At 62.3% G+C, this 20860-nt stretch carries 18 protein-coding genes and 2 pseudogenes; 12 read left to right on the forward strand and 8 right to left on the reverse strand.

From position 1 onward, the window contains the following. Window positions 1–110 precede the first annotated feature (110 nt). From IVA80_RS35300 to IVA80_RS35305, 3 genes and pseudogenes are all read left to right on the forward strand, one after another. Window positions 111–998, forward strand: a complete 888-nt coding sequence (locus IVA80_RS35300; protein ID WP_247439726.1) for an alpha/beta fold hydrolase — start codon at window positions 111–113, stop codon at window positions 996–998. Then, window positions 995–1075, forward strand: a pseudogene (locus IVA80_RS38810) (DUF2269 domain-containing protein); the annotation flags it as partial. The gene IVA80_RS35300 and the pseudogene IVA80_RS38810, both read left to right, overlap by 4 nt. Window positions 1076–1151: 76 nt before the next feature. Next, the gene (locus IVA80_RS35305; RefSeq protein ID WP_247439727.1) at window positions 1152–1559 is read left to right on the forward strand and encodes a thiol-disulfide oxidoreductase DCC family protein; all 408 of its coding nucleotides are present in this window, start codon (window positions 1152–1154) and stop codon (window positions 1557–1559) included. 93 nt (window positions 1560–1652) lie between these two features. Here the strand turns inward: IVA80_RS35305 and IVA80_RS35310 are convergent, their stop codons facing one another. The 3 genes from IVA80_RS35310 to IVA80_RS35320 form a co-directional block, all read right to left on the reverse strand. Next, complete coding sequence (locus IVA80_RS35310; RefSeq protein WP_247439728.1) at window positions 1653–2900, reverse strand: NAD(P)/FAD-dependent oxidoreductase; 1248 nt, start codon at window positions 2898–2900, stop codon at window positions 1653–1655. A gap of 183 nt (window positions 2901–3083) precedes the next feature. Further along, window positions 3084–4910 (reverse strand): translational GTPase TypA, encoded by a 1827-nt coding sequence (typA, locus tag IVA80_RS35315; protein WP_247439729.1) that lies wholly within the window; start codon window positions 4908–4910, stop codon window positions 3084–3086. 297 nt (window positions 4911–5207) lie between these two features. After that, on the reverse strand, window positions 5208–5984 hold the full coding sequence (locus IVA80_RS35320; protein ID WP_247439730.1) for a Crp/Fnr family transcriptional regulator: 777 nt from the start codon (window positions 5982–5984) through the stop codon (window positions 5208–5210). Window positions 5985–6171: 187 nt separating this feature from the next. Between IVA80_RS35320 and IVA80_RS35325 the strand changes: the two genes are divergently transcribed. Continuing rightward, window positions 6172–6555, forward strand: coding sequence for a response regulator (locus tag IVA80_RS35325; RefSeq protein ID WP_247439750.1), 384 nt, complete (start codon window positions 6172–6174; stop codon window positions 6553–6555). 24 nt (window positions 6556–6579) lie between these two features. On the opposite strand, the pseudogene IVA80_RS35330 reads toward IVA80_RS35325, so the two are convergent. Next, window positions 6580–8122 (reverse strand): annotated as a pseudogene (locus IVA80_RS35330) (alkaline phosphatase D family protein). Between the two features lie 163 nt (window positions 8123–8285). After that, window positions 8286–9731, reverse strand: coding sequence for a TAXI family TRAP transporter solute-binding subunit (locus IVA80_RS35335; RefSeq protein WP_247439731.1), 1446 nt, complete (start codon window positions 9729–9731; stop codon window positions 8286–8288). A gap of 149 nt (window positions 9732–9880) precedes the next feature. Here IVA80_RS35335 and IVA80_RS35340 point away from each other — a divergent pair, with 149 nt between their 5' ends. The 6 genes from IVA80_RS35340 to IVA80_RS35365 all read left to right on the forward strand — a co-directional run bounded on the left by IVA80_RS35340 (window position 9881) and on the right by IVA80_RS35365 (window position 15568). After that, window positions 9881–10207, forward strand: coding sequence for a 4a-hydroxytetrahydrobiopterin dehydratase (locus tag IVA80_RS35340; protein ID WP_247439732.1), 327 nt, complete (start codon window positions 9881–9883; stop codon window positions 10205–10207). 92 nt (window positions 10208–10299) lie between these two features. Continuing rightward, window positions 10300–10683 carry a YkvA family protein gene (locus IVA80_RS35345; protein WP_247439733.1) on the forward strand — a complete coding sequence of 128 codons (384 nt, stop codon included), beginning with the start codon at window positions 10300–10302 and terminating at the stop codon, window positions 10681–10683. Between the two features lie 360 nt (window positions 10684–11043). Beyond that, the gene (locus tag IVA80_RS35350) at window positions 11044–11700 is read left to right on the forward strand and encodes a LuxR C-terminal-related transcriptional regulator (RefSeq protein ID WP_247439734.1); all 657 of its coding nucleotides are present in this window, start codon (window positions 11044–11046) and stop codon (window positions 11698–11700) included. Between the two features lie 169 nt (window positions 11701–11869). After that, window positions 11870–12154 (forward strand): circadian clock KaiB family protein, encoded by a 285-nt coding sequence (locus tag IVA80_RS35355; RefSeq protein ID WP_247439735.1) that lies wholly within the window; start codon window positions 11870–11872, stop codon window positions 12152–12154. After that, the gene (kaiC, locus tag IVA80_RS35360) at window positions 12151–13620 is read left to right on the forward strand and encodes a circadian clock protein KaiC (protein WP_247439736.1); all 1470 of its coding nucleotides are present in this window, start codon (window positions 12151–12153) and stop codon (window positions 13618–13620) included. Before IVA80_RS35355 ends, kaiC begins: the two co-directional genes overlap by 4 nt. Continuing rightward, entirely contained in the window at window positions 13604–15568 is a 1965-nt protein-coding gene (locus tag IVA80_RS35365; RefSeq protein ID WP_247439737.1) for a response regulator, read from the forward strand. The genes kaiC and IVA80_RS35365 overlap by 17 nt, the downstream gene beginning before the upstream one ends. A gap of 117 nt (window positions 15569–15685) precedes the next feature. Here the strand turns inward: IVA80_RS35365 and IVA80_RS35370 are convergent, their stop codons facing one another. From IVA80_RS35370 to IVA80_RS35380, 3 genes are all read right to left on the reverse strand, one after another. Continuing rightward, complete coding sequence (locus IVA80_RS35370; RefSeq protein ID WP_247439738.1) at window positions 15686–16852, reverse strand: TAXI family TRAP transporter solute-binding subunit; 1167 nt, start codon at window positions 16850–16852, stop codon at window positions 15686–15688. An 18-nt stretch (window positions 16853–16870) separates the two neighbouring features. Further along, on the reverse strand, window positions 16871–17713 hold the full coding sequence (locus tag IVA80_RS35375) for a hypothetical protein (RefSeq protein ID WP_247439739.1): 843 nt from the start codon (window positions 17711–17713) through the stop codon (window positions 16871–16873). Window positions 17714–18027: 314 nt separating this feature from the next. Continuing rightward, window positions 18028–19002 (reverse strand): NADPH:quinone oxidoreductase family protein, encoded by a 975-nt coding sequence (locus IVA80_RS35380; RefSeq protein WP_247439740.1) that lies wholly within the window; start codon window positions 19000–19002, stop codon window positions 18028–18030. A 222-nt stretch (window positions 19003–19224) separates the two neighbouring features. Between IVA80_RS35380 and IVA80_RS35385 the strand changes: the two genes are divergently transcribed. Continuing rightward, on the forward strand, window positions 19225–20064 hold the full coding sequence (locus IVA80_RS35385; RefSeq protein ID WP_247439741.1) for an SDR family oxidoreductase: 840 nt from the start codon (window positions 19225–19227) through the stop codon (window positions 20062–20064). Between the two features lie 106 nt (window positions 20065–20170). After that, window positions 20171–20818: an invasion associated locus B family protein gene (locus IVA80_RS35390; protein WP_247439742.1), complete on the forward strand. Its 648-nt coding sequence runs from the start codon at window positions 20171–20173 to the stop codon at window positions 20816–20818. The last annotated feature ends 42 nt before the right edge of the window (window positions 20819–20860 follow it).

Genomic DNA, 20860 nt, shown 5'->3' on the forward strand with positions numbered 1-20860 from the left:
AACTGCTTTGCGGCAACGAATGAACGGCAATGGCACCGCAAAAAGTCCGCCCCGAATGATTCGTTCCTACTAGTCTGGCTGTCACTGATCGTGTTCGCCTTCGGCAATTCATGCGACTCCTCAACACCCTTTCCCTTCTCCCTCTGCTGGCCTTGCTGACCGCGCCGCCTCTGTGCGCTCAGGTCACGTTTGGTTCATCGAGCGAGGAAGGCCAGCCGTTCCGCCGGCAGGAATGGCGTGTGCCCTCGCCGGATACCGACATCGCCGCGCATGCCCTGCTGTTTCGCCCCGTTGGCGCCGGTCCGTTTCGGCTTGCGGTCATCGCACATGCCTCGACGCAGAACGTGTTGCGTCGGGCGCAAATGCCGCAGCCGGAATACCGCCCGCTTGTATCTTATCTCGTCGCACGCGGCTTCGCCGTGCTGGTGCCGGTACGGCTTGGTCATGGTCCGACCGGCGGCCGCTATGTCGAGGATCAGGGCGGCTGCGACGAGGCGGACTACGCGCGCGCGGGCCGCGCCACCGCGGACGAAATTTTGCTCGCGCTGGACTATTTGCGAAAGCAGGATTTCATTCGTAAAAACGCCGTCGTCGTGCTCGGCCATTCCGCCGGCGGCTGGGGCGCGCTGGCGCTCGCGAACGCCGATCCGAACGCGATCTCCTCGATCGTCGTGCTTGCGCCGGGGCGCGGTGGCCGCGCCAATGATGAACCGAACAAGGTCTGCGCGCCGCATACGCTTCTTGCGGCTGCCGCCGAGTTCGGCAAGACGGCGCGCATTCCCGTGACCTCGCTGGTAGCAGCCAATGACAGCTATTTTGCGCTGGCATTTTCGAAAGCGTTGGCGGATGCGTTTCGTAGTGGAAGTGGCAAAGTCGATTTCCGCACATTGCCAGCTGTTGGCAGGGACGGTCATTGGATGATCGAAACTGACGCAGGTGTCAAAGCCGCGAGCAGCGAACTCGATCGCGCGCTGAAGCCGGTGGGCAAAATGCCATGACTCTGTATTTCCTGGTCAAATACCTGTACGTGCTCGGCGCCATCGTCACCGAAACCGAAATCGTCTTCTTCATGCTGCGGTTCGGTGCGTAGGCAAAGACCATGGCGGCGATTGTGCTGATGCTGGTGGCACTCTGATACTGGATAATCGCTGATGCAAAAATGGCCCGATGACGACGTGATCCTGTTCGATGGCGTCTGCATCTTCTGCTCGCGCTGGGTCCGGTTTGTCGCTGCGCGCGATACGGCGAAGCGGTTTCGTTTCACGCCGATCCAGTCGGCGTACGGCACGAAGCTTGCGCTGACGTTTGGCGTCGATCCCGATGATCCCGACACCAATGCGGTGGTCCACGGCGGCGAGGTGTTCGTGAAGTCAGATGCTGCGCTGACCGTGCTCTCTCAACTGCCAGGATGGAGTTGGGTGCGTGTGCTGTTCTTCGTGCCGAAGCCGCTGCGAAATGCGGTGTACAATCTCGTCGCACGCAACCGCTATCGGCTCTTCGGAAAGTATGATGCCTGCTTCGTGCCGGATGCGGATTTACGGGCACGGCTGATCGAGTAGTGCGTCATTGCGAGCGCAGCCAAGCAAATCCAGCGTCTTTCCGCAGCACAAGTCTGGATTGCTTCGCTGCGCCCGCAATGACGGAGTTCGCGGTTATAGCTTGCTGAGTGCCGCCAGCAATTCCCTTGCCGCCCGCTCTCCGCTGTCCCGCGCCCCATGTGCCGTGGAGAAAAAGTTCGGCGACGTCGCTTCCCCGGCAAAGAACAGCCGCCCATCGACCGGCGCTGCCAAGGCGGCCCGGGCACCCGCATGCCCCGGCAGGGCGTGCGAATAGGCGCCGCGGGCGAAGGGATCGTGGGCCCAGCGGGACTCGTAGAGCGGTTTCAGCTTTTGCCTGATGTCGTTGCCGAGGAAGCCCGCGATCTCGTCTATGCTTTGGGCTGCAAATGCGCCGTCCCCGGCATTCTCCAATTCGCGTGCAAAGCTGCCGCCGAAAAAGCCTTCGATGCAGGGTTGGCCGAACGGGCGGATGTGATAGGTGCCCATGGCAGTGCGCATCGTGACGCCGCGCAAATTGCCCTCTTTCGGGAAGGCTTCGGCGTCCTCGAGCGCCAGCGTCACTTTGTCGTCGACGCCGAGCGGAAGACCACGCGCGGCATCGAGCTTGGCCGGCAGCGCCGGAGAAAAGCGGATCGCTTCATCGGCGATCAGATTGGTCGGCAGGGTGACGATCACCTTGTCCGCGGTCAGCGTGCCCTGCGAGGTTTCGAGCCGGTTACGCCGCCCGGAATGGTCGATCAGCGTGACGTTGCAGTTCAGTGCGACCGGGCAGGGCGCGCCATAGGCCGCGATCAGGGTCCCATATCCCGCGCGCACGCGCCAATTGAAGTAGGTGTCCTCGTAGGCTTCCATGTCCAGGATCGAGACCTGATCGAGCTCGCACCCGTTCACATAGGTCGAGACGGCGTCGATCATGGGATTCCAGCAATTGCCAGGCTCGAGATAGCGTGAGGCGGGCGCATCCTCGTCTTCTTCCGCAGCCTCGGAGGCGCGTTCGTAGAACTGATCGATCGCGCGCACAAAATCCCGGCGCAGAGCTTCCGGAAAGGCGTCACCAAAGGCGCGATCGCTCCAGGGCGGCAGGTCGGTATTGAGTTCGAAATTGAGCTGCCGGGCGATCGGAACGAAGGAGTTCTTGTCCGCCGAATGCAGCCAGCCGCAGCCGACGTCGAACGTCACCTCGGGTGAGGCCTGCACGGTCCATGCGCGGCCGCCGATACGGCCGCGCGCTTCGAGCACGATGGTGGAAAGATTGGAATCCTTCAGCGCATGCGCTGCGCCGAACCCGGCAGCGCCGGCCCCGATGATCGCGACGTCAACGGAGGAGGGAAGGGAACTCATGGTCTGGCTCTAGCATGTTCCCCGTGAGTGCTAAAGTGGTCCACGCAATCGTGTTCCGGTCGTGCCCCGCATGCGCTGTACGCTCGGTGGGGAGCCAAGCAAGCAATCGAGAGGCTGGATTGTCTAGGCGCCGGCAGCGCATCACTTCGTGATGCGCTGCGTCCGGGGCACGAGAGCGGCGGCTTACGCCACCGCTTCCTTGGACTTTTCCGCGCGCTTGCGCTCGTTCGGGTCGAGGTGCTTCTTGCGCAGGCGGATCGACTTCGGGGTGACCTCGACGAGCTCGTCGTCCTCGATATAGGCCAGCGCCTTCTCCAGCGTCATGCGGATCGGCGGGGTCAGGCGCACGGCCTCGTCCTTGGACGTGGTGCGAATGTTGGTGAGCTGCTTGCCCTTGAGCACGTTGATCTCGAGATCGTTGTCGCGGGTGTGCTCGCCGACGATCATGCCCTTGTAGACCTTCCAGCCGGGCTCGATCATCATCGGGCCGCGGTCTTCCAGCTTGAACATGGCGTAGGCAACCGCCTCGCCCTGGTCGTTGGAGATCAGCACGCCGTTGCGGCGGCCCTGGATCTCGCCCTTGTACGGCGCATAGCCGTGGAACAGGCGGTTCATGATCGCGGTGCCGCGGGTGTCGGTGAGCAATTCGCCCTGATATCCGATCAGGCCGCGGGTCGGTGCGTAGAACACCAGGCGCAGGCGGTTGCCGCCGGACGGCTTCATCTCGACCAGCTCGGACTTGCGCTCGCTCATCTTCTGCACGACGACGCCGGAATGCTCCTCGTCGACGTCGATGACGACTTCCTCGATGGGCTCCATGGTGGCGCCGGTGGCCTCGTCCTTCTGGAGAACGACGCGCGGACGCGACACCGAGAGCTCGAAGCCCTCGCGGCGCATGGTCTCGATCAGGATCGCGAGCTGCAATTCGCCGCGGCCCGAAACTTCCATCGCATCCTTGTCCGAGGCTTCGACGACGCGCAGTGCGACGTTGCCTTCGGCCTCGCGCAGCAGGCGGTCGCGGATCATGCGGCTCGTCACCTTGTCGCCTTCGGTGCCGGCGAGCGGGGAGTTGTTGACGATGAACGACATCGACACGGTCGGCGGGTCGATCGGCTGTGCCGGCAGCGGCACTTCGACGGTCGGATCGCAGAAGGTGTCGGCGACGGTGCCCTTGGTCAGGCCCGCGATGGCGACGATGTCGCCGGCTTCGGCTTCATCGAGCGGCGTGCGCTCGAGACCGCGGAACGCCAGGATCTTGGTGATGCGGCCCGTCTCGACCAGCTTGCCGTCGGCGTTCAGCACCTTGACCTGCTGGTTCGGCTTGAGGATGCCGGACGAGATGCGGCCGGTGATGATGCGGCCGAGATAGGGGTTGGCTTCCAGGATGGTGCCGATCATCCGGAACGGGCCTTCTTCGACCGTGGGCGGCGCGACGTGGCGCAGGATCAGGTCGAACAGCGGCTCCATGCCCTTGTCCTTCGGACCCTCGGGGCTCTCGGCCATCCAGCCCTGCTTGGCCGACCCGTACAGGATCGGGAAGTCGAGCTGCTCCTCGCTGGCGTCGAGCGCGGCAAACAGGTCGAACACCTCGTTGATGACTTCGGTCGGGCGCGCGTCGGGACGGTCGACCTTGTTGATGACGACGATCGGCTTGAGGCCGACCTTGAGCGCCTTGGAGACTACGAATTTGGTCTGCGGCAACGGGCCCTCGGCGGCATCCACCAGCACCAGTGCACCGTCCACCATGTTCAGGATGCGCTCGACCTCGCCGCCGAAATCGGCGTGGCCGGGGGTGTCAACGATGTTGACGCGGGTGTCCTTCCACTGCACCGAGGCCGCCTTGGCCAGAATAGTGATGCCGCGCTCACGCTCCAGATCGTTGGAGTCCATGGCGCGATCGGTCACCTTCTGGTTCTCGCGGAACGTGCCGGATTGCTGGAGGAGTTTGTCGACCAGGGTCGTCTTGCCGTGGTCGACGTGGGCGATGATGGCGACGTTACGGAGGTTCATGAGTGAGCTTCTTTGCGTTCGAACAATGGGTTAAGCGCGATCTCGCCGGCCAGACCGGGACCTCTTCTCGGATAACGCTGGAAACAGGAGAACGGGCGCTTTCCGCCCAAAAAGAAGCCCGGTCAGCTCGACCAGACAACCTGCGTTGCGGCGCAATATATGCAAAAAGAGCCAAAAAACAATGCGTTCTTTCGCGGTTGGTTGACCGAATTTTGTCCGGGAATTCCCGGGACTTAGGGCCGATCCAAGCCAATCCGGGGCTTCGCCGCCGGTCTGATCGCAAAATGGCCGGGCGGATCAGCCTTGCGCCGAGCCGAGGTCCGCCTCCTCGGTTGGATAGACCCCTCGCAGCACCTCCTCGAAGTGCATCTTCACGGCGTCGTTGCACAGGCAGGCGCGCAGGTGCAGGCCGTCGATGTTGCGGACCAGGATCGCGCCGCGTCGCGTGTCGAGCACGCCCTCGGCCTTGAACGACTGGAGCACACGGCTTGCATAGCTGCGGCCGACCCCGAGCAGCGTCGCGAGCTGCTCATGCGTCAGCGGCACGCTGCTCTCGTCGCCGGTCCGCTCCATCGCCGCAATGATCCACTTTGCCGTACGCTGTTCGATGGAGTGGATGGCGTTGCAGGCGGTCGACTGGAAGATCTGCGCCAGCATGCAGTCGGCATAGCGGGCGAAGATGTTGCGCAGCGAAGCCGAGCGCATCTTGGCCGCTTCCAGCTTGGCGACATGAATGCGCGCAAATGGTCCGCCGAATTTCACGCAGATGCGGGTATAGGCCGGCAAAAACCCCTCGCTGACGATGCCGCCCACTGCACCTTCGCGGCCGACCAGGATGGTCTCGACGTCGCGGCCATCCTCGTTGGGAACGAGAAATGTCGCGAGCGACGGCCCGCAGGGAAAGTGCACGACCTGGACATCGTCGCCGGGATTGTAGAGCAGCTCGTTGGCCCCGGCGTCGTCCAGCGTGACGTGGGGTGCCAGCAGCGCGTAATCGGCCGGACTCAAGCGCCGCAGCAGATTGTTGGTCGGCCGGCTGCCGACCTCGATTGTCTTGCTGATACGGGCATCCATCGTAACCCCCCTGCTTTCCTTTCAGCACGAGCGAGGTCCGATCGCTGGCTGCGTGCACAAGTGGACAGACGTGAAAACTGTTCTGTGATGAGTTTCGTTCCGGGAACCCTCCGATGCTCTGGGCGCAGGCATCGGGACGAGGCTGTCCTCGATGGATGAGAACATGCAGCGCTCGATAGCCAGCATCATGATACCTGCTCCCCCGGACGGATCGGCCGGCATGCCCGCGGATGTTCTGATCGTCGAAGACGATCCGATCATTGCAATCGACTTCGAGGATCGCGTGCTCGGATTTGGCGTGAAGAGCGTGCGCACCGTAGGATCGGTGGCGCAGGCGCTGGCCGCCATCACAGCGCGCGCGCCCGACTTCGTGCTGCTCGACGTCGAGCTCGGCCGCGAGAAAAGCTTTGCCGTCGCCGAGCGGCTGGCGGCTGCGCAAATTCCCTTCGTCTTCGTGACGGGCTATGGCGCCGAGGCTCGGATCGCTTCCGAATTCAACGCGCGGCCGCAGCTGCAAAAGCCCTGCTCGAGCGAAGCGCTGGAGGCCGCGTTGCGCTCGCGCGGCGCCTGAACGCTCGTCTGCGTTCTTCCAGCGTCAGGCAAATTTCGGATCGAGCGTGGTAGACCACAGCGCGACGTCGGCGCGGTCGCGCCAAGGTCACCGTCATCTGGCCGGATGCGCCGTCGATCTTGACGTGACCGAAGAATTGCATGCCCGCGGACGGCGGCAGGTTCTGGTTGTCCTTGCCCGGCGCTTTGACGAAACGCACCTCCGGCCCAAAGGTGTTGTCGAGCGCATTTGGACCGAAGGTGCCCGCATGCAGCGGGCCCGAGACGAATTCCCAGAACGGCTCGAACTCCTGGAATTGCGCCTTGCTCGGATCGTAATAGTGCGCGGCGGCGTAATGCACATCCGCGGTCAGCCACACCGTGTTGCTGATCGGCGCCATCTTGATGAAGCGCAGGATGTCGGCGATCTCGAACTCGCGGCCACGCACCGGGCCATCGCTCTGGGCGAAGGCTTCCGAGCCACCCTTCGGCGTGTCTGAGACGACGAGACCCAGCGGCATGTCGGACGCGATCACCTTCCAGGTCGCGCGCGAGTTGAGAAGGCCGCGCTTGAGCCAGGCGATCTGGTCCGGGCCGAGAAAGTAGCTGGCCGTTCCGTATTCCGTCTCGAGATTAGCGCCGTTGGGGCCGCGATAACTGCGCTCGTCGAGCACGAACACGTCGAGATGCGGACCGTACGAGATCCGGCGATAGACCCGGCCTGGCTCGACGATGCTTTCGCGCATTGGATACATCTCGTGGAAGGCGCATGCGCCGCGCGCGGCCAGCAGCGCGATGTCGCGCTCCCTGTAGGTCGCCGGCAACTCCTTCGACAGCGACCAGTTGTTGGTCACCTCGTGGTCGTCCCATTGCACGAAGATCGGCACCTCGGCATTGAAGGCGCGGACATTGCCGTCGGTGAGATTGTATTTGTGCGCGGCGCGGTACTCGTCCAGCGTCTCCGCGACCTTGGCCTTCTCGGGGATGGTGACATTCTTCCAGATCTTGCCGTCGGCGAGTTTTACTTCGGATTGGATAGGTCCGTCGGCGTAGATGGTGTCGCCGGAGTGGAGGAAAAAATCGGGACGGTGCTTGCGCATCGCAGAGAAGGTGAACATGCCGCCGTCATCGGGATTGATGCCCCAGCCCTGCCCGGCGACATCGCCGCCCCAGACGAAGCTGACGTCGCGGCGGTCGGCCGGAGCGGTGCGGAAGCGGCCGATTGCCGGTTCGCCCTCGATCGCGCTGTGCGAGAGGTCGCGGAAACGGACGCGATAGAAGATGTCCTGTCCGCTCGGCAGGTTCTCGATCAGCATCTTGGCGGTGAAATCGCTCTCGGGCAGGGCCGCGATCGGCGGCAGCGCACGGGCGTTCTTGAAGGACTCCGTCGTCGCCACCTCGACCAGCATCTGCGCCGGCCGATCAGTGCGCGCCCAGACCACGCCGCCATCGACGGTGACGTCGCCGGACTGCACGCCATGCGTCACCACCGGCCGGTCGGCCGCGCGCGAGAGATGGGGCATTGCGATCGCGCCGAGCGCACCGGCGCTCGTGGCAAGGAAACGGCGGCGGGAAAATTTGAGATTCATGAACCGGTTCGCTGAATGTCTCGTGCAACTCGCGCTGTCATTCCGGGGCGCGCAAAGCGCGACCCGGACTCTCGAGAGTCCGGGTCTGGTCCTTCGACCATCCCGGAGTGACAGCAACAGCTATATTGAGGCAATGTGACGCAGCGATTACGGGCGTGAGCGGCTACGCGTTGCCGGCGGCCCTGAACTGCGCACCCGCGCGTTGCAGGTTCTGCGGCATGCTGAACAGCACGGCCTTGCGGTCGGCGACCGCCGTGTGGAACTGGTCAAGCACGATGTTGAACGCCGTGAGCGCGCCTTCCTCGACCGCGCCGTGATCGAAGCAGCGCAGCGTGTCGCGCAGGATCTCGTCGGCCTCGGTCTGCATCTGGTCGAGCTCTTCGGTCGTTTCGCTCTTGCGTGCCGTCGCGATCATGTCGAGCAGGCGTTCGCGCTGATGATTGTTGTTGTTGCGCTCGTCCTTTTTCAGGTAGCCCGCGAACCAGGCGCCGATCGAGCCCATCGCCGAGAGCGCCATCAGGGTCCACCAGATGTAATCGCTGTATTTGTCGAGGAAGGTCTTTTCCTCGCCATCGACGAAGGCGGCCGCGCCCGGATGCACGGGAATCACGGCATCCTTGTCGGTGTCGGGCGTCTCGATCTTCGCCGCCAGCGGGAATTCCGCCACCAATTGCTGGCGCACGGCGAAGAGCTGGCGCGTGAACGCCGCGATGGTGGTATCGGACACACCTTTGCGCGCCACGATGTGGTGCGAGAAGCTGATGGTCTTGACCTCGTCGTCGGGGCGATCGGGCGAGCCGCCATAGGTGCCGGCGGGAATCTCCGATGCTTCGTAGACCGGATGGTTTTGCGCGATCGCGTCCGCAGAATCGATGGCGAGGAAGGTCGGTGTGCCGCTGTCCTTGGCGGAAGCCGCGATCGCATCTGACGTGATCTTGCTGTTGACCGGGCCGGCAGCAAGATAGGCATCGGCCTTCTGGGCCTTGATCGCCTCGGCGGCTTCATTGGCCGGGAACTGTATGACCTCGACCTTGGCGGGATCGACCCCGTATTGCTGGAGGATCACCTTGAGCAAATTGACGTTGGCCTGGGTGCGGCCGATCACCCCGACGCGATGGCCGGCGAGCTGCGCGATCTTGGTGATCTTCGCGCCCTTCTTCTTGCCCTTGCCGGGCACCGACCACAGCACCACGACGTTCTTGCGCAGGGTCGCGACCGCTTGTGCGTTCTTCGGCACATCGACGTCGCCGCGCACGATGGCGAGATCGGCCTTGCCTTCGGCGAGTGCAACGGCGCTGGCGGTGGCGCCGTCGGTCTGAATCGGCCGCAGCCGCACAGAGCTCTTGTTCTGCGTGAAAGCCTGCGTCAGCGCCTGCACGACCTTGATGTCATCGCTATTGGGAGGGCCGACCGCGATCTTCAGCGTCACCGGGCGCATCGCGAAATAATACCCGCCGGCGAGCGCGCCAACGATCGCAAGCACCAGCGCGAGGGTCACCAGCGCCGTCTTCCGCGCCGCTGATCGCGGCGAAGGAGGGGTGGGCGCTTCGGCAAGGTCCAATCCCCCGGTCATCGATCTCCCGAACAGGCGCTTGAGGCCCAGTTTCATCTCGGCCCGGCTTACACCCGCAATTGTAGCAAATTTCCTGTCCGGCGGGGTTACATCTCGGTCATGGTTAGCGGATGGACGAAATCCCGTATGAACCCGGGCCATATGCACCGTGTTAGGGTAAAGTTCCCCTGAAAACGGAGGCAATCATGGCAGAGCGGCTGACGGCGGAAGCACGCAAGCAGGCGCTGAGTGGACTACCGGGCTGGACCGAGGTCCAAAGGCAGGTCCAAGGCGACGTCCAAGGCCGCGATGCGATCGGGAAGACCTTTGTCTTCAAGGATTTCAACGAGGCGTTCGGCTTCATGACCCGCGCGGCGCTGGTCGCCGAGAAGATGGATCATCATCCCGAATGGCGCAACGTCTACAAGACGGTGGAGGTGGTGCTGTCGACCCATGACGCCGGCGGCGTCACCAAGTTCGATATCGAGCTCGCCAAGGCGATGAACACGATCGCGAAGCTGACACCCGCCTGACGTCTTGCGGGGACCGGCCGCATCCCCATGTTGTGATCAGCAGGAGATGCGGCGATCAGCCGCCCCTGGGCTGAACGGGGAGGTTGTCGAACATGGCTGCCGAACACAGCGTCGGCTTCGAGCCGGCCGATCGGCTCGCGGAGGATCGTGAGAGCGTACGCCGCCGCTTCTGGCGCAAGCTGAAGCGCGTCGCCGCGCAGCTGCCGTTCGCGGAAGACCTGCTCGCGGCCTATTACTGCGCGTTCGACCGGCAGACGCCGCGCCATGTCCAGGCGTCGCTGCTCGGGGCGATCGCCTATTTCATCCTGCCGTTCGATTTCGTCCCCGACGTGATGCCGATCCTCGGCTTCACCGATGACGCCGCCGTGCTTGCCACCGCCATTCGCATGGTCGCCAGCCACATCACGACCGAGCACCGCGAAGCCGCCCGCGCCAAGCTGAAGCGCGAAGTGGAGAAGGCAGAGATTGTGCTGTAGCGCCGGCCATGTGTTTCTGCCGTCATTCCGTTTCCTCATCCGCCTCGCGCGCCTTTGCCGCCGCGAGGAAGCGCTCGACGCGCTGCCGCGCCACCGGCTCGACGCGATGACAGCCGAGGAGCCATTGCTGCGCCACCGGCAGCCTGCTCCAGCCTGACAGGTCGCTTGTCGGTCGTAGATTGGCCCGTGAGAGATGATTCTTGCGATGGCATCTGCGCCGGTGTCCACAAATTCGATCACGGCAGGTGCCAATTGGCACATAACTACCAGTGACTTAGTGGAAAGGAACCATGCTTCTTCGCCGGCGTTAGTACCGCGACCCAACCATACCAACACATCCAAGCAACGCAGGGGACAGCCATGGACCAGGTGGTGAGCGATGACGCGCGCGAGAACGAGCGACGGAAAGAAATTGCTTCGGCGTTGAACAGCGGCGTCATCCTGGTCGATGCCGATGGCCAAATCGTTTGGATGGATGACAAAACACGCCGCAGCGTGAACGGCGAACTGCAGAATCTGGTCTTGCCGCTTCAAAAATCTGACTCGATCGCGATCGACTGTTTCCTGGAGGCTACCCATTTGACGATTAATGGCCAGTCGTCCGTCGTATGCGTGATCCAGGAAACCAAGGAAGCCAATCGCGACTTGTTGGCGGCTTTCGAATCGGTTCTGGCCGATACCTCATCGTTTACGCGCAATGTCATTGAAAAGCTCAGAGGTCTCCGCCAGACGGCTCAAAGAACGATACAGTCTCAAGACCTGGAATTTCTCAGCGAGCGAGAGCGCGAAGTCCTTGCCCTGATATGCCAAGGAAAAAGCGATATCGAGATGAGCGGGCATCTGAAACTGTCGGAAAACACCGTACGAAATCACATCGCATCGCTCTATCGGAAAATCGGCGTCAACCGTCGTAGCGCAGCGATCATATGGGCGCGTGAGCGCGGCATCACGGCCGATGCACTGGGTGGCAAACGACGCACCCGCCCTCCGCTCGGTTTCCGGGAACAGGAAAGATGATGCGTTACTAAGAGCTTGGTATTTTCCGCTCTCTTGCGCAGCAATGGAGCCTGTTGTTTCCTGCACCACTCATCGCGTCATTTAGATGAGGCTTTCCGTCCCCCGAACCGCCGCGGGGGACGGTGCGCTCCGCAGCGCCGCGCGACGGTCCATCATAAGGCGAAGCCCCGTGGCCGAACTCGTGCTCCGACTGTACATCGCCGGGAAATCGGCCAGCTCTCGGCGGGCAGAACAAAATCTTCTTAGTCTGAGAGCCTCGCTCGGCGAATCGTGGAGCGTTGAGACCATCGATGTGCTGCGCCAGCCGGAGCTTGCCGAGCAGGCCGGAGTAATCGCCACCCCGACGCTTTCCTTTGAACAATCCGGACGGCCACGGCGGATAATTGGCGATCTCAGCGACAAGAAACGGATCCTTGGATTTCTCGGAATCGAGGCAGAAGGAAACAGTCCATGACTGCACAGGATGACGTCGACGTAACCGGCGTCTTGGAGAGAGTAAAAACCGGGGTCGAGGCGTTCGATGAACTCGTTATGGGTGGGCTGCCACGGGCGCGAACCACCGTGGTCAGCGGCACACCTGGAAGCGGGAAGACCGTATTCGCGACGCAGTTTCTCGCCCACGGCATTACGACGTTCAACGAAAATGGGGTGCTCGTGACCTTCGAGGAGCCTCCGGCGGATATCGAAGCCAATATGCGCGGTTTCGGCTGGGATCTTCCAAAGTGGCGCAGGAACGGTCGACTGGCTTTCGTCGATGCAAGTCCTCCCGCCAGCGAGGAACTGGTAATCGGCGATTTCGATCTCGCCGGTCTGCTGTCGCGGATCCAGCATGCCGTAAAGAACGTCGATGCCAAGCGAGTGGTTCTGGATTCGCTAACCCAATTGTTCGATCACTTCATTGGTGATCCAAAGATCCTGCGCCGGGAGCTGTTCCATATCAGCACCGCCCTCAAGAAAGCAGGTCTCACGGTCCTCATGACTGCCGAGCGCAATAGCGAGTATGGCGAGATTACACGCCACAGGCTCGAAGAGTTCGTCGCCGACAATGTCGTGATCCTGCGCAACGTCCTTCATCGCGAGAAACGCCGCCGCACCATAGAAGTGCTGAAGATGCGCGGTAGCCATCACGCTGAAGGCGAGGCACCATTTACCTTGCTTGCCAGTCAGGGCGTGGTCGCCGTCCCGTTATCTTCGCTTCGGCTCGAACAGCAGTCGAGCACGGTGCGGGTGACGAGCGGCAATCCCGCGATCGACGAGATGTGTGGCGGTGGCCTCTTCCGCGACAGCGTAACGCTGGTTAGCGGAGCCACCGGCACCGGCAAGACCCTGCTGGTGACGAATTTTCTCGCCGGCGGGGTAGCGGCCGGAGAAAGAGCTATCCTGTTTGGCTATGAGGAAAGCAAGGGGCAACTCTTTCGGAATGCCGGCGGCTGGGGCTCCGATTTCGCGCAGATGGAAGCCGAAGGGAAGCTCAAGATCATCTGTCTCTATCCAGAAGCTCAAGGGCTGCCCGATCATCTCCTGACGATTCAGGGCTTGGTTGATGAATTCAAGCCGAACCGAATTGCAGTCGACAGCCTGTCCGCGTTGGAGCGAATCGCGCCGGATGCCGGTTTCCGAGAGTTCTTGATAAGTTTGACATCCTTTATCAAGAAACGCGAAATTGCCGGACTGTGCACCGCAACCAGCAAGTCGCTCGTTGGCGGCGAGAGCGTCAGTGAACAGCACATCTCCACTCTCACCGATTCGATCATTCTGCTGCGGTATATCCAGGAGCAGGAGACAATGCACCGTGGTCTTATGGTGCTGAAAATGCGCGGCAGCGAGCATGCCAAGGAGATTCGACGGTTCACGATCGACGGCGCCGGCATGCACCTCGGCGATCCCTTCAAGGGGGCGCCGAATGTTTTCAAACCATAAGGAGCTTGATCGGGCGGGGAGAGGCACCGCTAGTCGCATTGAAATCGGCACAAGTATGACGGGTCCCAACATCGATCATGCAGAGATCAGATTTCTCATCGAGAAAAACGCCGATGGGATCATCGTCGTTGACGAAATGGGTGTTGTACTTTTCGCCAATCCCGCCGCAGAGCAGATCTTCGGTAGGTCCTCGGCGTCATTGACCGGTTCTCCAATTGGAATTCCATTTGTCGCCGGTGACATGACAGAAATCGCTATTCACAGGCCGGGCGGCGATCAAATTGATGCTGAAATTCGAGTCGTCGAGACGATCTGGGACCATCGGCCAGCACGGCTCGCGACCATCAGGGATATTTCGGCGCGGAGGGCCATCGAGGAGCGGCTTCGGCATACAGCGAAAATGGAGGCGGTCGGCCGTCTGACGGCGGGTATTGCGCATGATTTCAATAACCATTTGACGGTCGTACTCGGCAATCTGGAAAGCGCCCGACGGCGCTTCGCAAATGTGGATCCCGCGCTGACGCGCGCGCTCGAAAATGCCACCCGAGGCGCACAGCAAGCTGCCGTGCTGACCGAGCGCCTGCTTGCATTTGCGCGGCGAAAGCCGCTTGAGCCTCGGCTGCTGAACCCAGACGAAGTGATTTTGAGAGTCTCGGATTTGCTTCAGCGCACGCTCGGCGAGAAAATCAACATCCAGGCAAAGATCAGCCAGGATGTCTGGGGTATAGAAGCCGATCCGACTGAGTTAGAAGCAGCCATCCTAAACCTCGCGGTTAACGCGCGAGACGCGATGCCCTCGGGAGGCAACCTCATCCTCGAAACTGCCAATGTTGAGCGTGCCGGCCCCGACGACGGAGAATTTGGCAACCGACCGCACGTCCTTATTTCAGTAACCGATTCCGGGATGGGAATGACGCCAGACGTGCTCGATCACGCGTTCGAGCCGTTCTTTACGACCAAAAATGATGGGCGGGGAACAGGGTTGGGACTAAGTCAGGTTTATGGTTTTGTGAAGCAGAGCGACGGGCACGTCAGGCTTTTCAGCCAGCCGAACGTCGGGACGACGGTTAAGATTTTTTTTCCGGCCATCGCAAAACCCAACCTGGCCTCGCCTGGTATTGGTCTGGCGGTCACTCAGCAGCAAACGCTCGCAGAAAATCAGCTGCAAATTCGAGTTGCCCGTTCGGGTGAGACAATTCTCGTGGTTGAAGACGAGGAGGACGTGCGCAACTACACCGTCAGCAGCTTGCTGGAGTTAGGCTACCTCGTGTACGAAGCTGCCGACGCGGAAACCGCGCTAAATATCCTTCAAACGAAGCCTGAGATAGCGCTTCTGTTCACCGATCTGGGCCTGCCGGGTGAAATTGACGGCAAGACTCTAGCTGATCGCGCCCAATCAAGCCGACCTTCACTGAAGGTTTTGATTACAACGGCCTATGCGGGACAATCCCTCATTCATGAAGGACGTCTTGATCCCGGCATCGAGCTGATCAAGAAACCCTTTTCGTTTGGGGCGCTTGCCGCGCGAATCCGCGAACTTCTGGACGGCGACGTCGGCCAGAAGGAGACCGGTTCACGTATTCTCGTCGTGGAAGACGAATTCCTGTTGAGTGCGTTTGTCGCAGATGTGTTGGCGGAGTGGGGATTGACGGCGGAGGTCGCCGGAAGCTTCAAGGAAGGGCTGACCAAAGTTCAAAATTCCGGGGACAGTTTGGCCGGCGCAATCGTCGATCTTGGCCTGCCCGACAGGTCCGGTGGTGAATTGGTTACGGAGATTCGATCGTTGTATCCAGACATACCGATCGTCTTGGCGACTGGTTATGCCAATGACGACGTGCGCGAACAATTTGCAGCCCTGGAGCGTTTACAGATACTCACAAAACCATTCAATCCGCATGAACTGGCAACGGCGCTCAATAGGATCGGTGTCGATGTGACCGGCCATTGACGAAGCCAGGGCATCAATTATCCCGCGGATCTTCAAGCTGCCACCGAATACCGAGCGTTGAGCGGTAGCGACGGCGTCGCGCCGCCGCCCGCCCACTTCACATGGCGCAATTCCCCGCTACTTCCTCTCCGGCCCCGCCTGCGCCCGCACTTTCTCCGCATCCCACGCCTGGAATTGCTTGAACAGCGTTTCCTTGTCCGCATCGGGCACCTTCGCGGCCGTGGAGCTCTGCTTCAGAAACGCCTCGAAGCGCTGCCGCGTCACCGGCTCGACGCCGTGACGGTCGAGCCATTGCTGCGCCACCGGCAATCTATTCCAGCCCGTCAGGGGTGCCGCGAGCGAGACTTCCTTCCACTTGGGATGGAAAGGCGGGTTCTGCAGCGTCGGGAATTTCGTGAAGAACGCGTCCACGAACAACGCAAGCTTGCGGTAGCGCTCGGTGTTGGGCGCCCAGTTATAGGCCGCGAGCACCGCCGGCACAGCGATGGTGTCCACGCTCTCGCCCTCCTTGATCAGGTTCGGATAGTCCTTGGCGGTCAGCGTCGCGGGCAGATAATCGCTCTGCAGCGGCTTTGCATAATCCACTTGCGCGAGATGGAAGCGACCGTCATTGCCGAAGCTCGAGACCGACTTGTACGGTTTGCCGCCGACCACGATGACGGCGTCGATCTCGCCGGCCTTCAGCTTCTCCATTGCGATCCGCTGCTCGACATAGACGAATTTCGCCTTGATCCCGAGCCGCTCGAACACGGTGAGCGCGGTGACGAAGGTGCCGCCGTTAGGCAAGTCGACGCTTACCGTCTTGCCTTCGAGATCCTTCAGGGTCGCGACCGCTTTCGGCGCGATCACCTGCATCTCCTCGTTGTAAAGCTTCGTCACATAGGTGAACTGTCGCTTGATGTCCTTGGCGAAGCCCTTGCGTTCGAGGTAGTCGAGCGTGTCGGCCCGCACGACGCCGAGATCGACGCCTTGAAGGAACAGGATGTCGGCGACGCTCTGCACCGAGCCCCGGCCGACCACCGGCAGCACACGAATCTTATTGCCGTCGTCGAGTACGGAGGCCAAGTCGGCGCCGAATTGCACATAGGTGCCGCCGATCGTGCCGGTGATCACCGTGACGGTGTTGGCGTTCAGCGCCTGCTTGGTCGAGGTCGAGCCGAACTGGAAGACGGCCTTCAGGCTGTCCGAGACTTTGGCCGGATCATATTCGGTCTGCTCGGCGCGTGCCGCGAAGGCACAGATCGTCATGATGGCGGCAACCGCCATTCCCAAAGCGTTACGCATGATGTCCCCTAAAGAGTTCTAGTTCTGAAGTTGGGCGAGGCGCTGCCGCGCCTCCGCCGATCCGAGTGCCGCGGCCTTTTGGTACCAGTCGCGCGCGGCGGTCGCGTCAGCGGCGATGCGCCGTGCGTCGCTGGTGCCCAGCACGGCCGGGTCATAGGTCTGCGCCAGCAGAAACGCGGCCGTTACATCCTGGGCATTGGCCGCGCGTTCGAGCAGCAGGCGCGTCGCAACGATATCGCCGACCGCCAACAGGCTCTTCGCGCGCGCCATCAGCCCGGCCAGCGTGTCGGCATCGAGCGTCTTGGCGGGCGGCGGGGGCGTAGGCGGCGGGACGTCGGGCGCAGGCGCCTGAGCTAGTAACGCGGTCTGATAGGCGGTCGCGATTGCTTCGCGGCTCGGCGTTGACGGGGCAGGGAGATCCTGCGCGTCCGCGCTCGCCAGCCTTGTGTCGGTCGCGCGCGCCGGATCATCGCGCGGGGTCTGCGGTATGGCCGGCGCGTAAGCCGACGCCATCGCCTGGTCCAGCGCGACGCCCGCCGAGCCACCGGCACCGGCGGCGAAGATGCTGCGAAGGTCGGACTGAAACAGCACGGCCAGAATTGCCAGGGTGGATGCCGCGAGAACGGCCGCGACAACGCGCGGGACAATTCTGGCTCGGGGACGCGACCCCAGCGCCGTATATTCGCGTGGGTTCGGCGCACCGAGCGGATCGGACAGGAATAGTGGAATTGGATCGTCCGGTGACAGATCGACCCGTGCGGCGCCCGCACGGATATAGGACGCAACGGGCGAATGTGATGCAGCTTGATCGGAATCGAACGCCCTCGATTCCTTGGACGGACGGTACGCCGTCGTCTCCATGGTGATGCTCCCCATAATTAACGCAACGCAGGGGCGTTCTCGGCTTCAGTCTTTTTGTTGTTGTCCAGAAGTTCCCCGCAAACTGGAGCCGGTAAATCGCAGTTTGAATCAGCCCAAAAAGCGACGGCGGTTTGCGCGAATCTGGAGATATTTGGGTTTGATTAGGGCAAGGCGGAGGAATGCACCGCAATTTTGGCGGCAATGGTTGAGAACATTTTACCAAACGACGGTGCGGAAAAGGCCGGCGCAGCTTAGCAACGCCGGCTTTTCGCGCGATGACAGTTGTGTATATGACGATGGCGGCGCCTGCATCCTTACGGATGCAAAATCACCTTGCCCATGGCTTGACGCCCCGCAAGCACCTTCAGCGCATCCGCGGTCTGCGCAAGCGGGAAGGTACGGTCGACATGCGAGGAGATTTTTCCTTCCGCCGTCCACTTCACGAGCTTCTCGAGATTGGCGCGATTCTTGGCCGGGTTGAGCCGGGTCCATGCGCCCCAGAACACGCCGCGGATGTCGCAGCCTTTCAAGAGCGCAAGGTTCAGCGGCATCTTCGGAATGTCGCCGGCGGCAAAGCCGATCACGAGGAAGCGGCCTTCCCAGGCGATCGAGCGAAGCGCCTGCTCGGCATAGGCGCCGCCCACGGGATCGAAGATGATGTCGACACCCTTGCCGCCGGTAAGTTTCCGCAAGCCTTCCTTCAGATCTTCCTTGCCGTAGTTCAGCGTCAGCTCGGCGCCATGTGCTTTCGCGAATTCGAGCTTCTCGTCCGACGAGGCACAGGCGATCACCTTCAGGCCCATCAGTTTGCCGAGCTCGCAGGCGGCTAGGCCAGTGCCTCCGGCTGCGCCCAGCACTGCGAGCGTCTCGCCCGGCTTCGGGCTCGCGCGGTCCTCCAGCGCATGCAGCGCGGTGCCGTAGATGATGATGATGCCGGCCGCGCGGTCGTAGTCGAGATTGTCGGGGATATTCACGATCGATGCCGCGGGCAGCGCGATCTTTTCGCGCGCGCCGTTGTGGCCGCAGGACGCAACGACGCGGTCGCCGACCTTCAGATCGGTCACGCCGGGGCCGATGCTCTCGATTACGCCGGCAACTTCGGCTGCGGGCGAGAACGGGAACGGCGGCTTGATCTGGTACTTGCCCTGGATCATCAGGATGTCGAAGAAGTTCAGCGCCGCCGCCTTGATCGCGATCACCGCTTCGCCGGGACCTGCCACCGGATCCGGCAGGTCGGCAAGCACGAGATCATCGGGCTGGCAATATTGCGAGCAGAGGATGGCTTTCATGGCGGCACCTGAGACGTTTCGAGTGGAATTATAGTTTGCCTGGTTCTGCCGGATTTGAAGCGGCCCGACAATCCGGATTCTTTGTCTATTGGCGCGCGCAAGCCTATCCTTGCGTCATTGCGAGCGACGCGAGGCAATTCAGACTATTTCCGCGGGACGGGTTTCGGATTGCTTCGCTTCGCTCGCAATGACAAGCGTGTGGAAACACCGAGGATTCAAACGATGTTTGAAACAGGTCTGCTCAAGGACAAACGCATTCTCGTCACCGGCGGCGGCTCGGGCCTCGGCGCCGCGATGGGACGCCGCTTCCTCGCGCTCGGCGCCGAGCTCGTGATCTGCGGCCGCAAACTCGACCGGCTGGAAGCGACGGCGAGCGAAATGCGCGCGCAGACCGGTGGGAAGGTCACGACGATCGCTTGCGATATTCGCGATGGCGCTGCCGTCGATAACATGCTGGAGCAGGTCTGGCGCGAGGCGCCGCTCGACATTCTCGTCAACAACGCCGCCGCGACATTCGTCGCGCAGAGCGAACACCTCTCTTTCCGTGCCGCGGACGCGATCCTCGCGCCGACGCTGCATGGCGCGATGTACTGCACGCTCGCCGCCGGCAAGCGCTGGATCGACGGCCAGCATGGCGGTGTCGTGCTCTCGATTCTCTCGACCTCGACCATCACCGGCCGCGCCTTCACGGTTCCCTCCGCAATGGCGAAGTCGGCGGTGCTGGCGATGACCAGGAGTCTCGCGGTGGAGTGGGGCCCGAAGGGCATCCGCACCGTCGCGATTGCGCCGGGCCCGTTCCCGACCGCGGGCGCCTCGGGGCAGCTCCGTCCCGAGGGCCGCGACGAAGGCTGGACCGCGCGTAACCCGATGGGGCGCACCGGCGAGCACAGCGAGCTCGCCGACCTTGCCAGCTTCCTGGTCTCGGACCGCGCCGGTTACATCAATGGCGAGATGGTCGTGGTCGACGGTGGCGCGCATTTGCGCAGCTCCGGCGCCGAGGATTTGCTCGGCTGGACCGACGCCCAATGGGCCGACCAGCGCGCTGCGCGATCCAAAGGCTGACCCGCTAACTGCCTTCCCAAATTGAACTTTCCCGGCTATCCCTGCCACGGGGACAAAGCGCGGCCGGGCCATCTTCCAGTCACAATATTGAGGGAACCACTCCAGCATGTGGCGGGTGCTGATTTTAGCCTTGATGACCGGCGTTATGGCCGTGGGAATCACCGATTCCGCGCGGGCGCAGACGGCGCCACCGGCACCCAAAGCCGCGCCGAAGGCGGCTGCGCCGGCGGCCAATACGACTGGAAAGACGGCAGCAAAGCCCGAGAGCAAGCCGGTGGCCCCGCCCGCGGCGGTTGCAGGCGGCGCCGAGCCGACCCTGATCGGCCAGTTCGGCACCTGGGGCGCCTATTCGGCCACGCCCAACGGCAAGAAGGTCTGCTTCGCGCTGGCCAAGCCGTCGTCGTCGAAGACCATTCCGCCGAACCGGCCGCGCGATCCCGCTTATGCCTTTGTCTCGACCCGACCGGCGGAAAAGGTGAACAACGAAGTCTCGGTCATGATCGGCTATGCGCTGAAGCCGGGCTCGGAATCCTCGGTCGAGGTCGGCGGCGCCGCTTTTGCGATGTACACGCAGGGCGACGGCCTCTGGATCAAGAATGCGGCCGAGGAAGAGCGGATGGTCGAGGCCATGCGCAAATCCGCCGATCTCGTGGTCAAGGGCGTCTCGGCCAAGGGGACCGAGACGACCGATACCTTCTCGCTGAAGGGGCTTGCCCAGGCACTCGACCGGATCTCGCAGGATTGCAGGCGGTAAGCCTGCGGGCGGTATCGATGTCGCAATCGGCGGTTCCGGTTG

This window comes from Bradyrhizobium sp. 139, from assembly GCF_023074175.1.
Lineage (GTDB): Bacteria > Pseudomonadota > Alphaproteobacteria > Rhizobiales > Xanthobacteraceae > Bradyrhizobium.

What these genes read in the sequence shown, in the direction of transcription:
- IVA80_RS35350 (WP_247439734.1), top strand. Translation starts at nt 11,044, where the DNA reads ATGGACCAGGTGGTGAGCGATGACGCGCGCGAGAACGAGCGACGGAAA.
- IVA80_RS35335 (WP_247439731.1), bottom strand. Translation starts at nt 9,731, where the DNA reads ATGAAACTGGGCCTCAAGCGCCTGTTCGGGAGATCGATGACCGGGGGA.
- IVA80_RS35340 (WP_247439732.1), top strand. Translation starts at nt 9,881, where the DNA reads ATGGCAGAGCGGCTGACGGCGGAAGCACGCAAGCAGGCGCTGAGTGGA.
- IVA80_RS35380 (WP_247439740.1), bottom strand. Translation starts at nt 19,002, where the DNA reads ATGAAAGCCATCCTCTGCTCGCAATATTGCCAGCCCGATGATCTCGTG.
- IVA80_RS35390 (WP_247439742.1), top strand. Translation starts at nt 20,171, where the DNA reads ATGTGGCGGGTGCTGATTTTAGCCTTGATGACCGGCGTTATGGCCGTG.
- IVA80_RS35310 (WP_247439728.1), bottom strand. Translation starts at nt 2,900, where the DNA reads ATGAGTTCCCTTCCCTCCTCCGTTGACGTCGCGATCATCGGGGCCGGC.
- IVA80_RS35375 (WP_247439739.1), bottom strand. Translation starts at nt 17,713, where the DNA reads ATGGAGACGACGGCGTACCGTCCGTCCAAGGAATCGAGGGCGTTCGAT.
- IVA80_RS35365 (WP_247439737.1), top strand. Translation starts at nt 13,604, where the DNA reads ATGTTTTCAAACCATAAGGAGCTTGATCGGGCGGGGAGAGGCACCGCT.
- IVA80_RS35370 (WP_247439738.1), bottom strand. Translation starts at nt 16,852, where the DNA reads ATGCGTAACGCTTTGGGAATGGCGGTTGCCGCCATCATGACGATCTGT.
- typA (WP_247439729.1), bottom strand. Translation starts at nt 4,910, where the DNA reads ATGAACCTCCGTAACGTCGCCATCATCGCCCACGTCGACCACGGCAAG.
- IVA80_RS35325 (WP_247439750.1), top strand. Translation starts at nt 6,172, where the DNA reads ATGATACCTGCTCCCCCGGACGGATCGGCCGGCATGCCCGCGGATGTT.
- IVA80_RS35305 (WP_247439727.1), top strand. Translation starts at nt 1,152, where the DNA reads ATGCAAAAATGGCCCGATGACGACGTGATCCTGTTCGATGGCGTCTGC.
- IVA80_RS35345 (WP_247439733.1), top strand. Translation starts at nt 10,300, where the DNA reads ATGGCTGCCGAACACAGCGTCGGCTTCGAGCCGGCCGATCGGCTCGCG.
- kaiC (WP_247439736.1), top strand. Translation starts at nt 12,151, where the DNA reads ATGACTGCACAGGATGACGTCGACGTAACCGGCGTCTTGGAGAGAGTA.
- IVA80_RS35320 (WP_247439730.1), bottom strand. Translation starts at nt 5,984, where the DNA reads ATGGATGCCCGTATCAGCAAGACAATCGAGGTCGGCAGCCGGCCGACC.
- IVA80_RS35385 (WP_247439741.1), top strand. Translation starts at nt 19,225, where the DNA reads ATGTTTGAAACAGGTCTGCTCAAGGACAAACGCATTCTCGTCACCGGC.
- IVA80_RS35300 (WP_247439726.1), top strand. Translation starts at nt 111, where the DNA reads ATGCGACTCCTCAACACCCTTTCCCTTCTCCCTCTGCTGGCCTTGCTG.